Origin of the sequence: Microbacterium testaceum (genome assembly GCF_006539145.1) — a bacterium.
In the GTDB taxonomy this organism is placed as follows: Bacteria; Actinomycetota; Actinomycetes; order Actinomycetales; family Microbacteriaceae; genus Microbacterium; species Microbacterium testaceum.
In genome coordinates this window covers 599,783-616,842 of the sequence record NZ_BJML01000001.1, presented here as the reverse complement: position 1 = coordinate 616,842, position 17,060 = coordinate 599,783, and the positions used below count along the sequence as shown (strand labels likewise).

The 17,060-nt window shown below is 71.9% G+C and carries 16 protein-coding genes; 7 read left to right on the top strand and 9 right to left on the bottom strand.

Translation table 11 applies throughout. The features are described 5' to 3' along the window. Positions 1 to 115 precede the first annotated feature (115 nt). From MTE01_RS02955 to MTE01_RS02940, 4 genes are all read left to right on the top strand, one after another. Positions 116 to 553, top strand: coding sequence for a TlpA family protein disulfide reductase (locus MTE01_RS02955; RefSeq protein ID WP_103210854.1), 438 nt, complete (start codon positions 116 to 118; stop codon positions 551 to 553). Further along, positions 546 to 1,109: a DUF4395 domain-containing protein gene (locus MTE01_RS02950; RefSeq protein WP_141375612.1), complete on the top strand. Its 564-nt coding sequence runs from the start codon at positions 546 to 548 to the stop codon at positions 1,107 to 1,109. Before MTE01_RS02955 ends, MTE01_RS02950 begins: the two co-directional genes overlap by 8 nt. Positions 1,110 to 1,216: 107 nt before the next feature. Continuing rightward, a complete protein-coding gene (locus MTE01_RS02945; protein ID WP_103210405.1) occupies positions 1,217 to 1,642 on the top strand; it encodes an OsmC family peroxiredoxin in 426 nt (141 codons plus the stop codon). Next, the gene (locus MTE01_RS02940) at positions 1,635 to 2,555 is read left to right on the top strand and encodes a TIGR01777 family oxidoreductase (RefSeq protein WP_141375610.1); all 921 of its coding nucleotides are present in this window, start codon (positions 1,635 to 1,637) and stop codon (positions 2,553 to 2,555) included. The genes MTE01_RS02945 and MTE01_RS02940 overlap by 8 nt, the downstream gene beginning before the upstream one ends. A 138-nt stretch (positions 2,556 to 2,693) precedes the next feature. Here the strand turns inward: MTE01_RS02940 and MTE01_RS02935 are convergent, their stop codons facing one another. From MTE01_RS02935 to MTE01_RS02915, 5 genes are all read right to left on the bottom strand, one after another. Further along, on the bottom strand, positions 2,694 to 3,146 hold the full coding sequence (locus tag MTE01_RS02935; RefSeq protein WP_116238394.1) for a hypothetical protein: 453 nt from the start codon (positions 3,144 to 3,146) through the stop codon (positions 2,694 to 2,696). Continuing rightward, positions 3,143 to 3,955 (bottom strand): 4-hydroxy-tetrahydrodipicolinate reductase, encoded by an 813-nt coding sequence (gene dapB / locus MTE01_RS02930; RefSeq protein WP_103210399.1) that lies wholly within the window; start codon positions 3,953 to 3,955, stop codon positions 3,143 to 3,145. The genes MTE01_RS02935 and dapB overlap by 4 nt, the downstream gene beginning before the upstream one ends. A 63-nt stretch (positions 3,956 to 4,018) precedes the next feature. Beyond that, positions 4,019 to 4,621, bottom strand: coding sequence for a histidine phosphatase family protein (locus MTE01_RS02925; RefSeq protein WP_103210396.1), 603 nt, complete (start codon positions 4,619 to 4,621; stop codon positions 4,019 to 4,021). A 79-nt stretch (positions 4,622 to 4,700) separates the two neighbouring features. Continuing rightward, complete coding sequence (locus tag MTE01_RS02920; RefSeq protein ID WP_141375608.1) at positions 4,701 to 5,726, bottom strand: aldo/keto reductase; 1,026 nt, start codon at positions 5,724 to 5,726, stop codon at positions 4,701 to 4,703. 226 nt (positions 5,727 to 5,952) lie between these two features. After that, positions 5,953 to 8,250: a polyribonucleotide nucleotidyltransferase gene (locus tag MTE01_RS02915; protein ID WP_103210392.1), complete on the bottom strand. Its 2,298-nt coding sequence runs from the start codon at positions 8,248 to 8,250 to the stop codon at positions 5,953 to 5,955. A 304-nt stretch (positions 8,251 to 8,554) separates the two neighbouring features. Here MTE01_RS02915 and MTE01_RS17205 point away from each other — a divergent pair, with 304 nt between their 5' ends. After that, complete coding sequence (locus MTE01_RS17205) at positions 8,555 to 9,772, top strand: aggregation-promoting factor C-terminal-like domain-containing protein (RefSeq protein ID WP_218026314.1); 1,218 nt, start codon at positions 8,555 to 8,557, stop codon at positions 9,770 to 9,772. Between the two features lie 14 nt (positions 9,773 to 9,786). Here MTE01_RS17205 and MTE01_RS02905 read toward each other — a convergent pair whose 3' ends face one another. Then, complete coding sequence (locus tag MTE01_RS02905; RefSeq protein ID WP_103210389.1) at positions 9,787 to 11,754, bottom strand: GDSL-type esterase/lipase family protein; 1,968 nt, start codon at positions 11,752 to 11,754, stop codon at positions 9,787 to 9,789. A gap of 133 nt (positions 11,755 to 11,887) precedes the next feature. On the opposite strand from MTE01_RS02905, the gene MTE01_RS02900 reads away from it, so the two are divergent. Next, a complete protein-coding gene (locus tag MTE01_RS02900; RefSeq protein ID WP_103210387.1) occupies positions 11,888 to 12,499 on the top strand; it encodes a DedA family protein in 612 nt (203 codons plus the stop codon). A gap of 60 nt (positions 12,500 to 12,559) precedes the next feature. Here MTE01_RS02900 and MTE01_RS02895 read toward each other — a convergent pair whose 3' ends face one another. The 3 genes from MTE01_RS02895 to MTE01_RS02885 all read right to left on the bottom strand — a co-directional run bounded on the left by MTE01_RS02895 (position 12,560) and on the right by MTE01_RS02885 (position 16,080). Then, complete coding sequence (locus MTE01_RS02895; protein WP_141375606.1) at positions 12,560 to 14,272, bottom strand: VWA domain-containing protein; 1,713 nt, start codon at positions 14,270 to 14,272, stop codon at positions 12,560 to 12,562. Between the two features lie 61 nt (positions 14,273 to 14,333). After that, entirely contained in the window at positions 14,334 to 15,269 is a 936-nt protein-coding gene (locus MTE01_RS02890; protein WP_116238868.1) for a magnesium chelatase ATPase subunit I, read from the bottom strand. 49 nt (positions 15,270 to 15,318) lie between these two features. Beyond that, entirely contained in the window at positions 15,319 to 16,080 is a 762-nt protein-coding gene (locus MTE01_RS02885; protein ID WP_141375604.1) for a fructosamine kinase family protein, read from the bottom strand. A 46-nt stretch (positions 16,081 to 16,126) separates the two neighbouring features. On the opposite strand from MTE01_RS02885, the gene MTE01_RS02880 reads away from it, so the two are divergent. Continuing rightward, positions 16,127 to 16,909, top strand: coding sequence for a DNA/RNA non-specific endonuclease (locus tag MTE01_RS02880; protein WP_141375602.1), 783 nt, complete (start codon positions 16,127 to 16,129; stop codon positions 16,907 to 16,909). The last annotated feature ends 151 nt before the right edge of the window (positions 16,910 to 17,060 follow it).

The following is a 17,060-nucleotide window of genomic DNA, read 5'->3' as shown; positions in this document are numbered from 1 at the left end:
TTTCGTCGGGGTTTCGTCGGCCGGCTCGGGAGACGGTGCACCCCTGGGGAGGAGCGCCCGTCATGGGAGGACTCATCGGCCCTGCTCGCGCGCCCGCGCGTTAGCGTTGACGGTCGTGGACCTGACCTTCGCTCTTCTCGCGGTCGGCGCGCTCGTCGTGCTGACGACGATCGCCGGTGTCGTGTTCCGCCGCCGACAGGGTCGAGCACGGACGGTCGCCTCGGCGGAGGCGGTCGATCCGGGCCTCGTGGGCGCGGAGCGGCTGGGCACCGAAGCGACCCTGGTGCAGTTCAGCACCGAGATCTGTTCGCGGTGCCCCGGGGTGCGTCGCATCTTGACGCAGGCCGCCGACGCCCATCGAGGCGTCGTCTACGTCGACGTCGACCTGACCCACCGCCCCGATCTCGCCCAGCACTTCCGTGTGCTGCAGACCCCCACCACCCTCGTCCTCGACCGACGCGGGGTCGTGCGCACCCGTTTCAGCGGGACGATCGAACGCGACGCGGTCGAGAGCGAACTGACCCGCCTGCAGAAGGAGTCCTCCCATGCCTGAACCCTCGCGCATCGACGCCCGCGGCCCGCGCTTCGCGGCATCCATCACCGCCGTCCTGCTCCTCGTGGCGACGGTGCTCGCCCTGGTCGGAATCTCGACACGGCGCGGGGCCGTCGGTTTTCCCGCCGCAGGCGGCGTTGCCGTGTCCCCCGACATGTGGGCCCTGCCCGCCGCGTCTTTCACCGAGCGTGTCTCCGACCCCGGCTTCCTCCTCCTGCTGATCGTCGCCCTGCTCTTCGTCTGGGGCGTCGCCTGGCCCCGCTCCGCCCCCTGGGGCGCCCTGTACCGCCGTATCGTGCAGCCCCGTCTCGCGCCTCCGACCGAGTTCGAAGACCCTCGCCCGCCTCGCTTCGCGCAGGGCGTGGGGCTGTTCGTCACGGCCGTGGGCCTGCTCCTGCACCTCGCGGGGGTGCCGTGGGCGCTGCCGATCGCTGCGGCGATGGCGTTCGTGGCCGCGTTCCTGAACGCCGCCTTCGGCCTGTGCCTCGGATGCCAGCTCTACCTCGTCCTGCAACGCGCGGGGCTCGTCGGACGACGCGGTCCCGCCGCCGCCTGAGCGTCTCCGAGCAGGGCGCTGTCAAGACCCGCCCGGTGTCGGACGCTCTGGTTAGGCTGGCCGCGTCGCGGTCACCCCTGACCGCGCCGAGACAACGGAGGTTCCCCATGGCCGTCACGAGCGAAGCCACCACCGCCTGGAAAGGCAGCCTGTTCGAGGGATCGGGCGAGGTCACGTTCACCTCGTCGGGCATCGGCACGTTCGACGTGAACTGGAAAGCGCGCAGCGAAGGGTCGGGCTCGGTCACCACGCCCGAAGAGCTGCTCGCGGGCGCCCACTCGTCGTGCTTCAGCATGGCACTGTCGAACGCGTTGGCCGAGAACGGCACCCCGCCCGAGTCGGTCGACGCCACCGCGTCGATCACTTTCAAGCCCGGCACCGGCATCACCGGGAGTCACCTGAACGTCAACGCCGTCGTCCCGGGGCTCGACGACGAGACGTTCCAGAAGATCGCCGCCGACGCGAAGGCCAACTGCCCGGTCTCGCAGGCGCTCACCGGCATCGACATCACCCTCGAGGCCACGCTTGCCTGAGACTTCTGCCCGACGCGTCGTCCTTGCCGGCGCGTCGGGCCTCATCGGTTCGGCGCTGCTCGACTCACTGCGCGGTGACGGTGTCGAGGTCACCTCGCTCGTGCGTCACGAGCCGACCGTTGCGCACGAGGTGCAGTGGCTGCAGGATGCCAGGCCGCTCGACCCCGACGTCATCGCCGGAGCCGACGCGGTGGTGTGCTTGAACGGCGCGTCCATCGGCCACTTCCCCTGGACCCCTTCGTACAAGAGCACGCTCCTGTGGTCACGGATCATGCCGACCCGCACGCTGGCGGCGGCCGTCCGCTCACTCGGCGACGATGCCCCCGCACTCGTGAACGCCAGCGCCACCGGCTTCTACGGCTCGCAGCCGGGAGCCGTGCTGACCGAGACCTCGAAGCGCGGCTCCGGCCTTCTCGCCGACATCTGCGTCGACTGGGAGGATGCTGCCCGCGCCGCGGGCGACTCGGCCCGCGTCGCGATGCTGCGCACGGCGCCCGTCGTACACGAGCAGGGTGTGCTCAAGCCCCTGCTGCTGCTGACCAAGCTCGGCATCTCGGGTCCGATCGGGCGCGGCACCCAGGTATGGCCGTGGATCTCGCTCGACGACGAGGTGCGGGCCATCCGCCACGTCATCGATTCCGACCTGGCGGGACCGGTCAACCTCACCGGACCCGTGCGGGCGACGGCCAACGATCTCGGGTTCGCCCTCGCTCGCCGGATGAACCGTCCGTACCTCGTGCGCGCGCCGATCTGGGGCGTGAAGCTCGCCCTGGGATCCGATGCAACGGAAGCCCTGCTCACGTCGGACGCCGACGTGCGCCCCGCGGTCCTGGAGGACAGCGGATTCGCCTTCACGCACCGCACGGTCGAGGAGGCCGTCGCCTCGGCAGTTCCCGCTCACGACGCGGCCTGACCACGACGGGGCGGCCGGCGCACAATCGGCTGCCCCACCGGCTCCCGACTCCGAGCGGACGGCGACGTGCGCGCCCGGGTGCGTCCGTTCCGAGTCCCAAGCGGGGCCGGATGCCGAGGGCCAAGGCGCCGCGTCCGATCAGGCCGTGCGGCGCGCTGCCGTCTCGAGACGGATCGCCGTGCGGATGGCGTCGCGCGCGCGGCGACGATCTCCCGCCGCGTCGTACGCGAGTCCGAGCCGGTATCGGGCGCGCCAGTCGCCGGGGTGCTCCTCGACGTCAGCGCGGTACCGCGGGAACAGAGCATCGCCGTCCTCGCGCTCGATGCGTCCACTCGGGCGCACGGGGAGGTCTTCCTCGGGGAGGCCGCCCTCGGCATCCAAACGCTCCCCCAACTGCTGGGCGCGGACGCCGAACCACAGCTCACGGCCGATCGCCCAGATCGCGAGGGCCGGCAGAACGAGGAGCGCGACCCCCATCACGACACCGACGGTCTCACCGCTCGAGAGCAGGACGATGGCCCGCTGGCCGGCGAGTGCCACGTACATCAGCAGCAGCACCGTCATGACGGCTACCGCGATCCGCACTCTCATGCGCTGGTGACGCCCGCCACCTGGCCCGACACGTCGCCGTCGGCGATGGGGGCCCCGGCCGGGAGGGGGCGGGTGCGCACGCCGATGTCGATGAAGCTGTCGAGACCCACGTGCACCCCGCGGGCCTCGCGCGCGGCGGCCAGGGCGATCCGGATGCCGGGGGCGTACGCCTTCGCCGGCTCGATCGTGTCGTGGACGAGGGTGAGCGATTCCCCCGCTCCCGACAGAATCGTCTCCTGTCGAGCGACGACGCCCGGGCGGCGCAGGGAGTGGATGGGGACGGACGCGACGCGTTGGCCGCGGGCCCGCTGGTCGACGTGCGGTGATTCGACGGGTCCGACGTCGGTCCGCGCCGCCGCGATGAGCTCCGCCGTGCGCACGGCGGTACCGCTCGGGGAGTCGATCTTGGACTCGCGGTGCGCTTCGACGATCTCGATCGACGGGAAGAACGGCGCCGCCGCGGCCGCGAGGGCGCTGCCGATCACCGAACCGAGAGAGAAGTTGGGGATGAAGACGGCGCCCGTGCCGCTGGCATCTACCAGGGAACGAACCAGCGCGATGCGCTCGTTCGACCAGCCAGACGTGCCGACCAGCACGTTGATGCCACGCTCGACGGCCGCTCGGACCACGTCGATCGACACGGCGGGCGTGGTCGCGTCGATGACGAGGTCGGCGCCGTCGATCTCGCTGAGCGGGGAGGCCGAGGTGAGGACGGCCGCGACCTCGTAGCCTTCTTCGGCCTCGACGACCGCGCGGATCACTCCGCCGAGCTTTCCGGTTCCGCCCACAATGGCCACGCGCGTCGTCATGCCCCCAGCCTAGGCGCGACCACCCGGCGCTGCGGCCTTATCCACAGACGTGCCGCGACGAGCTCAGACGGGAAGGGGGTCGACAAGACCGGTGCGCAACTCCACCGGCAGGTGAGCCAGGTCGTTATGGGACAGCAGCGTCCAGGGCCGCCCCTTCTTCTGCGCGATGACGGTCAGACCGCAGTAGGCCTGATTGATCGTCATCCACCGCCAATCGGGGGCTTGCAGCACCTCGCGGACGAACCACGAGATCACGAAGTTGTGCGTGATGACGAGCTCGTGCACCTCGCCCGCCTTGCGCGCGAGGAACTCGGCGGTGGCGTCGGCCATCTGGGCGCGACCCGCATCGATCTCGGCCTCGGTCACCGATCCGAAGAAGGGCTCGAACACCGCCGGCGTCTCGGGCGTCATCCCGGTGGGGATGCAATCGAACAGCAGCGCCGAGGACTCGGGTGTGATCGCGGGAAGACGGTCGGCGACCGCGCGGGCGGTCTGCGCCGCGCGTTCCAGAGGCGAGTGCCATACAGCGTCGAGCGGGAGCCCGGAGAGGCGGTCGGCCAGCAGAGCGGCCTGGCGCTGCCCGCGCGGAGAGAGGGGTCCGTCGGTGAGGCCGTGTTCGGCATCCTGGTGCTCGCCATGGCGCACCAGGTAGATGTAGTGCGTCACGTCAGCTCACTCCGTCGTCGATCTGCCGTCCCCCGGCCCTCACCGACAAGCCTACGTCACACCCCGAAAAGGGGGCCGGTCACTCTGCGGCTCGGGCGATATCCGACAGGTGCGCGCGGCTCAGGCGCACACCCACGGCGCGCATGCACTCCACGACGTGGCGGGGTGCGAAGGCGTTGACGATCGGAGCCGTCACGATCTTCTGCGCGAGCAGCCAGGCCACCGCCACGGCGGCATCCGGGAGTCCGAGTTCGTCGCCCACCGCATCGAGGGCGCGGAGCACGCGCGAACCACGGCGGTTGAGATGCGCCGCGACCTGCGTGCCGCGCACCGATTGGGAGGATTGGCCGCGGGTGCGCGTCTCTCCGGCGAGGAAGCCGTGCGCGAGCGGGTGCGAGGGGGTCACGGCCATGTTCTGCGCCGAGGCGATGAGACGCACGTCGCCCTCGAACTCGGAGCGGCGCAGCACGTTGTAGGGTACGTCGAGCACCGTGATGCGCGGGTATCCGGCCGAAGACAGGATCCGGGCCTCGACGAGCTGCGCGGCCGTGTAGCCGTGCGCGCCGATGGCGCGGACCTTTCCCGAGTCCACGAGCCATTCGCTGGTGGCCAAGGTGTCCTCGAGAAGGGCCCGGTCGCCCCGGGCGGCATCGAGCGAGAGCACGTCGATGCGATCGGTACCCAGACGCGTGAGCGAGGCCTCGACGGCGCGGACGAGGTTGACGGAATCGAGCCCGGGGTTGTCGGGGTGACCGCCGATACGGACCGTCAGCACGGCGTCGTCGCGCATGCGGCGGGTGCGAAGCCATTCGCCGATGATGAACTCGCTGCGACCCGCGGCATAGCTGTCCGCCGTGTGCAGCGCATTGCCGCCGAGCTCGGCGTAGGCATCGAGGATCTCGTGGCTCGAACGCGCGTCGACGTTCCAGCCGAACTCTCCCCCGCCGAGGAAGAGCGGAAAAACCTCGAAGCCCGTCTCTCCGAGAGGGACGCGCACGTGGGAGCCGAGACCGGGGCCCTGCAGGGTGATCGGCGATGACGGGTGGGGGGCGCGATTCCGGCGCAGGCGCGGTGAGGCCGTCTCATCGACGCCCGAGCCGCTCATGGTGAGGTCCTCTCCCCGCGATGCCGGATGACGGTACGGATGCCCCCGTATCACCACGCCCCCCGACGTACTACGAGGCTAGGCCCTCCCCGGGACCGGCCAGCCCATTGCCCCGCCGTGGCGATAAACATTGCGTAACGCTTCCGCAGCGGCCGTCCCTGCGCCACACCCCCGAACGACGGATGCCCGCCCCGCGAAGCGGGACGGGCATCCGATGACGAGACGATCAGCCTTCGGCGGGAGCCTCGGGGCCCTCGCTCGCGGCGGCCGAGCTCTGCGTGTCCGCCGGCTCGGGCGTGGTGGCGTCTTCGTCGAGCACGGGCTCGAGCGACAGCTTGCCGCGGTCGTCGATCTTCGTGATGCGCACGAGGATCTTCCGACCGACCGACAGCACGTCTTCGACGTTCTCGACGCGCTTGCCACCCGCGAGCTTGCGGACCTCGCTGACGTGCAGCAGGCCGTCCTTACCGGGAAGCAGCGACACGAACGCGCCGAAGGTGGCGATCTTGACGACGGTTCCGAGGAACTGCTCGCCCACCTCGGGGTTGGTCGGGTTGGCGATCGCGTTCACCTGGGCACGGGCGGCCTCGGCCGAGGGGCCGTCGGTCGCGCCGATGTACACGGTGCCGTCGTCCTCGATCGAGATCTGGGCGCCGGTCTCGTCCTGGATGGAGTTGATCGTCTTGCCCTTGGGTCCGATGAGTTCGCCGATCTTGTCGACGGGGATCTGGACGCTGATGACGCGGGGCGCGGTGGGCGCCATCTCGTCGGGCGCGTCGATCGCCGAATTCAGGACGTTGAGGATCGTCAGACGAGCCTCCTTGGCCTGGGTCAGGGCGGCAGCGAGCACCGACGACGGGATGCCGTCGAGCTTGGTGTCGAGCTGGATCGCGGTGATGAACTCGCTCGTGCCGGCGACCTTGAAGTCCATGTCGCCGAGGGCGTCTTCGGCGCCGAGGATGTCGGTCAGCGCGGCGTAGCGCGTCTGTCCGTCGACCTCGTCGGTGACCAGGCCCATGGCGATACCGGCGACGGGGGCGCGAAGGGGCACACCCGCGTTCAGCAGCGACAGCGTCGAGGCGCAGACCGAGCCCATCGACGTCGAACCGTTGGAGCCGAGGGCCTCGGACACCTGACGGATCGCGTAGGGGAACTCCTCGCGGCTGGGGAGCACCGGAACGAGCGCGCGCTCGGCCAGGAAGCCGTGACCGATCTCGCGACGCTTCGGCGAACCCACGCGACCGGTCTCACCGGTCGAGTACGGCGGGAAGTTGTAGTGGTGCAGGTAGCGCTTGCTCGTGATGGGCGACAGCGAATCGATCTGCTGCTCCATCTTGAGCATGTTCAGCGTGGTGACGCCCAGGATCTGGGTCTCTCCGCGCTGGAAGATCGCCGAACCGTGCACGCGCGGGATGACCTGCACCTCGGCGTCGAGCGGGCGGATGTCGGCGAGTCCGCGGCCGTCCATGCGGACGCCCTCGGCCAGGATGCGACCGCGGACGATCGTCTTGGTGACCGACTTGTAGGCCGCGTTGAACTCGAGGGTCGCGACGGCGGGCAGCTCGCCCGACTCGACGGCGGCGACGAGCTGCTCCTTGACCGAGGTCTTGACCTCGTCATCGGCGTTCTGACGCTCCTGCTTGTCGGCGATCTGGTACACGGGCACCAGACGGTCGTACGCGCGACCGGCGACGAAGTCGTAGGTCTCCTGGCTGTAGGCCGGGAAGACGGGGAACGACTGGATCTCCTTGGCCGCGGTACGCGCGACCTCGTTCTGCGCGTCGACCAGCTGACGAAGGAAGGGCTTGGCTGCCTCGAGGCCCTCGGCCACGACCTGCTCGTTCGGCTTGGTGGCGCCGCCCTTGATCATGTTCCAGCTGCCCTCGGTGGCTTCGGCCTCCACCATCATGATGGCGACGTCGCCGTCGTCGAGCACGCGGCCCGCGACGATGAGGTCGAAGACGGCGTCTTCGAGCTGCGTGACGGTCGGGAAGGCGACCCACTGGTCGGCGTTCTCACCCTGACCGGGGATGAGCGCGAGGCGCACACCGGCGATGGGACCCGAGAACGGCAGACCCGAGATCTGGGTCGACAGCGACGCGGCGTTGATCGCGAGAGCGTCGTAGAACTCGCCGGGCGCGATCGACAGGACGGTGACGACGATCTGAACCTCGTTGCGGAGGCCATCGACGAACGACGGGCGCAGCGGGCGGTCGATGAGGCGGCACACGAGGATGGCCTCGGTGGAGGGGCGACCCTCGCGGCGGAAGAACGAGCCGGGGATCTTGCCGGCGGCGTAGGAGCGCTCTTCGACGTCGACGGTCAGCGGGAAGAAGTCGAATCCTTCACGCGGGTGCTTGCCGGCGCTGGTGGCCGACAGGAGCATGGTCTCCTCGTCGAGGTACGCGGCGACAGCGCCCTGAGCCTGCTGAGCGAGGCGTCCGGTCTCGAACCGGACGGTGCGGGTGCCGAAACGGCCGTTGTCGAGAACGGCTTCAGCGGCGGTGATTTCTGGACCTTCCAAGAGGTCCCTCCTTCTTTGTTTAGGCTCGCCGCCCCGTGTGGGCGACGAGCTGACATGCGAAGGAGCAGGAACAGGCAGAAAGGGCGCGCCGACGAGTCGGCCCGCAATTCCCGGCGACTGGCCACCAGTAGACGACCACCCGGCGATCCGACGGGGAGTCCACCACAGGGGACCAGCGTCTGCCGGCCTGCTCCGTGAGCTCATATGTAGTTGAGCCGATGCCAAGGCGGCATCCTTCCTCACCCTATCAGCGACCACCGTTCGGGGGTGGGCAGCACACGGGATCGTGCTCTAGCGTGACCTCATGGGCCTCATTCGTCGCATGAGTCACACGCTTCTCGCGTGCGTCGTCGCCGGCGCGGCCCTCGTGCCCTCTCCCGCCTCGGCGGACGTCCGCACCGGCGGTGCCCTCGCCGTCGTCGACGACAGCGCCGTGGCCCAGGTGAAGCAGGAATTGGATGCCGCGGAGGCCGATGCCGCAGCCGCGTCACACCGTGCCCTCGATGCGTCGGCCGTCGCCGAGCAGACACGCCTCCAGGCGGAACGGACCGCGGCGCGCGCGGCGGAGCTGACCGTGCAGAGCGCCGCGGCCGATGCCGCGGAGACCTCCAGCGCCGCCGCCGCGGGAGCCAGTGCCGCACGGTTGTACCGCACCGTGGGCGGCGGACCCCTCGTGGCGCAGCTCCTGACGGACGCCGATCCCGATTCGCTGCTCGAGCGGCTCGGCATCCTGGATCGTGTGTCCGAGATCACGGCACGCACCGCGGGCCGGGCCCGCAGCGCGGCCGACGTCGCCACCTCCTTGCGCGAACAAGCCGAGCAGGCACGCGACGAAGCCGCGCGCCTCGCCGACGACGCACGGGCCACCGCCGCGACGGCGCAGAGCGACGCCGACGCCGAGACCGAGACCGTGCGGGCGGCGCAGGCGCGTCTCGATGATCTGTACGCCCAGCTCGCGGCACTGCGGGCGACCACCGCCGCTCAGGAACGCGCGGCGCGCGAGCAGGAGAAGGTGCAACGCGACGCGCAGCAGCCCGGCGGGTCGGCGGGCGGACCCGCTACGGGCGCGGGCGGCGGGGCGTCGGTCGGAGGCGGGTCGGGCGGACCCGGCAACGGTTCGGATTCGGGCAGCGGATCGGGCGGCTCGACCTCCGGTGGCGGCTCCGGCGCGGGCAGCGGGTCCGGCGGATCGACCGCCCCGGCGGGCCCTGTCATGAGCCCGGGCGAAGCCCGCTCCGCGGCCCGCGGCGCGATCGGTCGGTACGGCTGGGGCGACGACCAGTTCTCGTGCCTCGTCTCGCTGTGGAACCGCGAGTCGAGCTGGCGGGTCGACGCCTACAACAGCGGCAGCGGCGCCTACGGCATCCCCCAGGCGCTCCCCGGCGACAAGATGGCCGCTTTCGGCCTCGACTGGCGCACGAACGCGAACACCCAGATCTCCTGGGGCCTGTCGTACATCAGCTCGCGATACGGCTCCCCGTGCGGGGCGTGGGATCACTCCCAACGCACCGGCTGGTACTGAGGCGCACTCGAGACTCAGACCGCGTCGGCGCGCAGCCGGTCACCGCGGGTCGGCAGCTCGACGTAACCGGTGTGCTTGGCGACGACCCCGTCTCCGGCGGTGCGCCCGCGCACGCGTCGCCACAGCCACGGCAGGGCGTCGCGCGTGAGCCAGGTCCCGCTCGGTCGCTCGGCGTCGTCGGCGTGCAGAGCCTCGTCGAGGCCGAGCAGCGCTCGCGCATCCGGTACGCCCAGCGCCTCCGCGGCCCGGTAGGCGACCAGGCGGTGTCCGGCGGAGCTGAGGTGCACCAGGTCGTCGGCCCACATCGGCGCCTCACCGATCTCGCCCACGGCCTCGAGGTCGAGCAGGACCGCTCCCTGCTCCGCGGCGATGCGGCGCAGGTGCACGTTGTACGCCGCGAAGCGCCGAGCGAAGATGCGGGCCGCGGGCCGCTGCGGAAGGAACGTCGTGACCAGCAGCACGTCCGCGCCGCCGCGACGAAGCGCCCGCACCGCCGACTCGACCTCGGACACCAGCGCCGGCAGCACGGGGGCGGGACCGACGAGATCGTTCGCCCCGATGAGGATCGACACGAGATCGGGCTTCAACTCGAGCGCGGCCGGGATCTGCTCATCGATCAGATGCCGCACCCGCCGGCTTCGCACGGCGAGGTTCGCGTAGCGGAACGGCCCCTGATCCGTCGTGCCCGCGAGCAGCTCGGCGAGGCGGTCGGCCCACCCGCGGAACTGGCCCGACGGCATGCGCGACGCGTCGCACAGCCCCTCCGTGAGCGAGTCGCCCAGCGCCACGAAGCGCGTCCACTGCCCCCGGGTCCGGGAAGTCGCGGTGCCCGCCGGTCGCGGGCTCGTGCGCCGCAGCAGACTGTCGTCGACGCGACGGAGGGCCACCGCGTCGTGGTAGTGCTCGATCAGCGCCCCGGTCAGCGCCGACCACGTCCGACCCTCCACCGAACCGCGCGCCGCGCGCGCGAAGGCTCGACGCTTCGCCTCGTCTCCCACGAGGTCCGCCACGCGCGTCCGCAGATCGCCGAGGTCGCCGGGTCTGTACAACCACCCGTCCACGCTCGAACGCACGAGATCCAGCGGTCCGCCGACCCCGGTGGCGACGACCGGGACACCGCTCGCAAGCGCCTCCTGAATGGTCTGGCCGAACGTCTCGCTCTCCCCCGGATGGACGAACACATCGAAGCCCGCAAGGGTCGATGCGAGCTGCGAACCGCCCAGGTGGCCGGTGAACACGGCATCCGGGATCGCCTTCTCCAAAGCGGGACGCGACGGTCCGTCACCCACGATCACCAGGCGCGTACCGGGCAGATCGGCGAGGGTGCGCAGGTCGTCGACCTGCTTCTCGGGGGCGAGGCGGCCCACGTAGCCGATGATGCGTTCGCCGTTCGGGGCGATCCGCGCGCGCCACGCGTCGTCGCGGTGCTCGGGGGCGAAACGCACGGCATCCACTCCCCTGCCCCACCGGCGGATGCGGTCGACCCCGAGCTCCTCGAGCTGCCGGGTCGAGGCCGACGAGGGGGCGAGCGTGAGGGTCGCGCGGCGGTGCAGGCGCGAGACGTGCCCCGCGACCAGGGCTGTGGCGTGCGGAAGGCCGTACTTCTGCGAATAGGCGACGACATCGGTCTGGTACACCGCGACCGAGGGGATCTTGAGCGCGTCGGCGGCGGCCAGCCCCTGCCAGCCGAGGACGAAGGGCGATGCCAGGTGCACGACGTCGGGATCGAAATCGCGCAGCAGCGCGCCCAGGCGTGCGGCGCGGGCGAACACGACACGCACCTCGGGGTACGACGGCAGCGGCACGGAGCGCAGCAGCTCGGTGCGGGCTCCGTGCAGGTCGGCGGTGACGTCGCCGGACTTGGGGGCGATCACGAGCGTCTCGTGTCCCGCCTCGGCCAGATGGCGCAGGACATGGAGGACGGAACCGGTGACCCCGTTCATGTGCGGGAGGAAGGATTCGGCCAGCAGCGCGACTCTCACGTGACCAGGGTGGGGTGCGCATCGGCATCACGGGAGCTCGGGGAGCCCGACGTTCGCGATGTTCACCGGATGCTCTCCTGGGGGTCACCGCCGCGTCGGCGGGGCGTCTCGATCGGCGGCGGAGAGTGACGGAATGGACGGAGTCGACGCCTGGCTGCAGGCGATCGCGGCGAGCCCCTGGGCCCTGCTCGGCATGGCGGCGCTCGTGTTCGCCGACGCGTTCCTGGTCGTCGTGCCGGGAGAGGCCGCGGTGACGGCGTTCGGTGCGTTGGCGGTGTCGCACGGGACGCCGCCGTTGGCCGGAGTCATCGTGGTCGCGGGGCTCGCCGCTTTCGCGGGAGACGCCTGTTGCTATCTGGTGGGGCGCATCGTCGGCGTCGAACGCTGGGCGTGGATGCGCGGACCCCGCGTGCGCGCGGCGCTCGAGTGGGCCCGGGCGCGCCTCGAGCGCAACGCCGCCGTCGTGCTGTTCACGGCGCGGTTCGTGCCCTTCGCTCGGCTCGCCGTCAATCTCGCGGCGGGGGCCGCGCGGGTGAATCCGGTGCGCTACCTCGGCGTCGCGGCGCTGGCGGCTCTGGCGTGGGCGGCGTACCAGGCAGTGATCGGTGCGGTCGTAGCCGCGGTCGTGCCGGGCGGACCGGTGGTCGCGGTCGTCGTGTCGATCGTCGTCGCGGTCGGGATCGGCGTGGGCATCGATCTCGTGCTGGCGCGGCGGGCGCGACGCCGGTCGAGCGTCGAGGCGTGACGGCCGCGCCGGTGGGCGCGGATGCGAGGCCGGGATGCCTCGGCCCGGGCCCCTCGTCGTTCAGCCCGGAGAGACCGTGACTCCCGCGGCGCGGAACGGGGCGAGCGTGCGTTCCAGCGGTGCCCACCCGCGGGGATCGAGCGGTACGAACACGGTGCGCGCGGCGCGCGCCGTCGCGCGATCGAGCTCGGCGCGAAGATCGGCCGTCGCGGTCGACGGGTCTGCGCGTCCGACGAGGTCGACCGTCGCGTGACCATCGCTCACGATCACGAGACGGCAGCGCTCGCGCGGTGCGTCCCCGAACTGCTCCAGAGCGCACCTCACGGCATCCGCGAGGGGTGTGCCTCCCCCGCCCTCGGCGCTCGCGCGCTCGAGAGCCGCGCGGGCGCGGGATGTCCGGGCGGTCCGTTGCTGCACCACACGCGAGAACGACCCGGCCGCGAGCACGATGCTCACGTCGCCCCGGTCCCGGTACACGTGCGCGAGGGCAGCGTCCGCGACGCGGCGCGCGTGCGCGGCTCCGGCCGTTCCCATCGACGACGAGCCGTCGACCACGATCACCGTGTGCGATGCCGTGGGCTCGTTCCGCAGACGCCCGCGTAGGTCGTCGCGATCGAGGGCGAGCTCGCCCGTCGCGCCGGTCGTCGCGTGCCGGCGCAGAGCACGTTGCAGCGTGGGGAGGATCGCGATGCGCCCGCCCGCCCTCTCCAGGGCGACGACGCGACCGGGCCGGCCCCGACCGCCGCCCGCCCGCGTCGCACCGCGACGGGCGCTCCGCCCCGCCCGCACCGTCGCTCGCACCACGGTGTCGCTCAAAGTGGGGTCGGCGAGCGCGACGGCACGCGCGAAGGGGTTCTCGTCGGGATCGTGGGTCACCACACCGGCTTCGGGCGCCCCGTCGGCCGACGCGGTGGCGGGCGCGGCTTCGGACGTCGGGGCACGCGGGTCGCCCGCCTCGTGGAGCGCCTCGCCGCCGTCCTCAGCGGAGGCGTCGGGAACTTCCTCCGCGGCCTCGTCGGTCGCGGGATCCGGGTCCGCCGACGCGTCTTCTTCGCCGTCGCCGGCCTCGGGCGCGGCGGTTTCACGCGCATCCGCGGGCTGCTCCTCGCCTCTGCTCCCTCCCGGCCCCGTCTCTCCCTCGCCGTCGTCGGCGGCATCCCCTTCCGAGGCCGCCGTCGACGCACCGGACGGGTCACCGGCAACCGTCCCGTCCGGCTCCTCATCCGACGCGCCGTCCGCCCCTCCGCCGTCGCTGTCGCCGTTCGGCCACATCGCCCGCCCATGGGGGACGGCGACCATCGCGCGCACGAGGGTGACGGGGTCGCCTTTCCATCCCTCCGCGACGAGGGTGGATGCCAGGACGCAGGCCGCGACGTCGATCGCTCCGTCGCGCACACCGTGCGCCGCCAGCACCCTGATCACACGACGCCACAGCCCCGCTTCGTCCTCGCCCGCCGGCCTCCGCCCCGGTGCCACTCGTCCGCCCACGTCGACGACGGCGGTGCAGAGGCGGCGCACGGTGGGGGGCAGCGTCGCCCCCTCGAGGCACAGCGCGAGGACCCGGGCGGTCTCCGGGGACGGCGCGTCCGCATCCGCTCGCCGAACGACCCGGGTGGCCTGCGGACGCAGAGAGCGGAAGACCTCCTCGGCGCGCTGGGGGTCACCCGTCAGTGCGAGACCGAACGGAGCACCGGAGCGCCACGCCTCGATCACCGCGTGAGCAGCGGGCGCGAGGGGGATGTCTCCCGCGATCTCCGCGCGGAGCTCTGCCACCCCACCATCGGCGCGCGAGCCGGTCGCGGCGACGGAGCGATCGGGGGAAGCGATGCGCGTCTCAGGCAACGCGCCGCCCCAGCACCGCGGTCGCGGCGACCCGCACGCGGGCGGCGGCGGCCGATACCGGCTCGAGGGCGGTGCGGGGAGTGCGGTGCTGCAGAGCGGGAACCGCCACGGCGGCGAGGTCGTGGACGGTGACCGCGGGGCGTCCCGCGAGCGCCGCGGCCGCCCGGGCGGCCCGCACGAGGACGAGTTCCGCGCGGTGCCCCACCGCTCCCGCGTCGACGCAGAGGCGGACGGCGGCCTCGAGCAGGTCGTCTTCGAGGTCGACGTCGGCGCACCGGTCACGAGCGAGGCGGATCCGCGCGGCGAGACGTTCCTCCCGCTCGGCCCACTCCGCGAGGAACCCGCGCGGATCGCGCTCGAACGCCAAGCGTCGGCGCACGATCTCCCACCGCTGCTCGACGTCGCGGATCGTCGCGACCGGCGTCGACAGTCCGAAGCGGTCCTCCAGCTGGGGGCGCAGCTCGCCCTCCTCGGGATTGCCGCTGCCCACGAGCACGAACCGCGCGGGGTGCGTGTGACTGATGCCGTCGCGCTCGACGGTGTTCACCCCCGAGGCGGCGACGTCGAGCAGCAGGTCGACGAGGTAGTCGTCGAGCAGATTGACCTCGTCGATGTACAGGATGCCGCCGTGCGCCGCCGCGAGCAGGCCCGGTGCATAGGCGATCTCACCGCGGAGCGCCCGGTCGATGTCGAGCGATCCGAGCACGCGGTCTTCGCTCGCCCCGAGCGGCAGGTCGACGACCGGCATGTCGAGGTCCTCCCGCGCGAGCAGTTGAGCGAGCCCGCGCACGGTCGTCGACTTCCCCGTTCCGCGGTCGCCCAGCGCCAGCACGCCTCCCACTGCCGGATCGACGGCGCAGAGCGTGAGAGCGTGTCGCAGACCGTCCTGACCGACGACGGCGGTGAAGGGAAAGACGGGTGACGTCATGGCATCCATCATATTGATAACGCTTCTCAATACGAGGACTTCGCGCGCCTCACGTCAACGCGATCGTCCGCTCCGCGGCACGGACGAGCGCCCGCCCGTACGAAGCGCCGTGGCCCGCCGCGTGCACCGCGAGCGGGTGCAGCTGATGGAGCGGCACACGGGCCCGCCATCCCTCCCGCAGGGGGTGTGCGGTGTCGTACGCGGCAAGGATGTCGTCGAGGAACGGACACCCGAACAGCTCCAGCATCGCGAGGTCGGTCTCGCGATGCCCGCCGTGCGCCGCGGGGTCGATCAGCACGACGCCCTCCGCAGCCCAGAGCACGTTGCCCGCCCACAGGTCGCCGTGCAGGCGGGCGGGCGGTTCGTCGTCGTCGAAGGCGCCGTCGGCGATCAGGGCGCACGCCCGTCGGACGACCTCGGCACCGGATGCCGACAGGTTGCCCGCCGCGACCGCGATGGGCACGAACGGCTCCACGCGTTGAGCCGCGTAGAACGCACCCCAGGTCGGTTCGGGACGCGCGGGTTGCGGGCGCCGGCCGATGAAGACGTCCCCCTCCCATCCGGGCGGCGGTGAGCCGAAGGCGTCGGCCCCGGCCGTGTGGGTCGCGGCGAGCGCCGCCCCGAAGTCCGCCGCCGCCGCGCGCATCGGCGCGGCCTCCGCGATGCGCTCGAGGGCGATCCGGTCGTCGCCGACGGCGATGACCCGCGCGATACGCGCTCCCCCGGCCGCCGCGAGCCACCGCAGCCCCGCGGCTTCCGCGGCGAAGAATCCGGCGGGCGCGTCGGCGCGGGTCTTCACGAGCTGTTCCATCGCCCCAGTCTGTCGCGATGTCGGATGTCACCGGCACGATGGAGGTATGAGCGACGGCTACGATCCGGACTTCCTCGGCATCCCCCTGCTGCTTCCCGCGCCCGCCGCGGCGACCACGCGGCTCGACTATCCGAGATTCTCGGTGCTGCTCGACGAACGGCGCCGATTCGCGGCGGTCACCGGCGTCGTGATCGACGGCGCGACCCTGCGCGAGCAACCGCGGACGGGCGATTGGCGTCTCGACCCGCGCGTGCCTGACGACGCGCAGGCCGGACCCGAGGTGTACAGCCGCAACGACCTCGACCGCGGTCACCTGGTGCGCCGCCGCGATCCCGGCTGGGGCTCCGCAGCCGAGGCTCGGGATGCCTCCGAGGCGACGTTCTTCTACACGAACGCCGCGCCGCAAGCGGCCGGGTTCAACCAGTCGAAAGAACTGTGGCTCGGGCTCGAAGACCACGTCCTGTCCTACGCCGAGACCACCGATCAGCGGCTGGCGGTGTTCACGGCACCGGTGCTCGACGACGACGATCCGCCGTACCGCGGCATCCAGGTGCCGCTGCGGTTCTGGAAGATCGCGGCGTGGCGGCAGGGCGAGACGCTGGCCGCGGCCGGTTTCGTGCTCGATCAGACCGCGCTCGTCGACACGCGCCAGGGGCTGACGGTGCCGCCGCTCGGGGCGTTCCGCACGTTCCAGGCGCCGATCGCCGACATCGCGACAGCGGCACGTATCGACGTCGGCGCCCTGGCCGCTGCCGACACGTTCATCCGACGCGGGCTGCGCCCGATCGCCGCACGGGAGCTGCGGAGCGTGCAGGAGATCGAGCTGTGAGGCGGGACCCGAGGTGGCAGCCAGACACGGGAGGCGTGACATGAAAGAGCAGACACCCGCGGCCCGCGCCCTCGCGGACCTCATCGCGGCGACGAACACGCACGACTTCGACAGGGTCTCCCCTCTTCTCGCCCCCGATGTCGTCTACCGA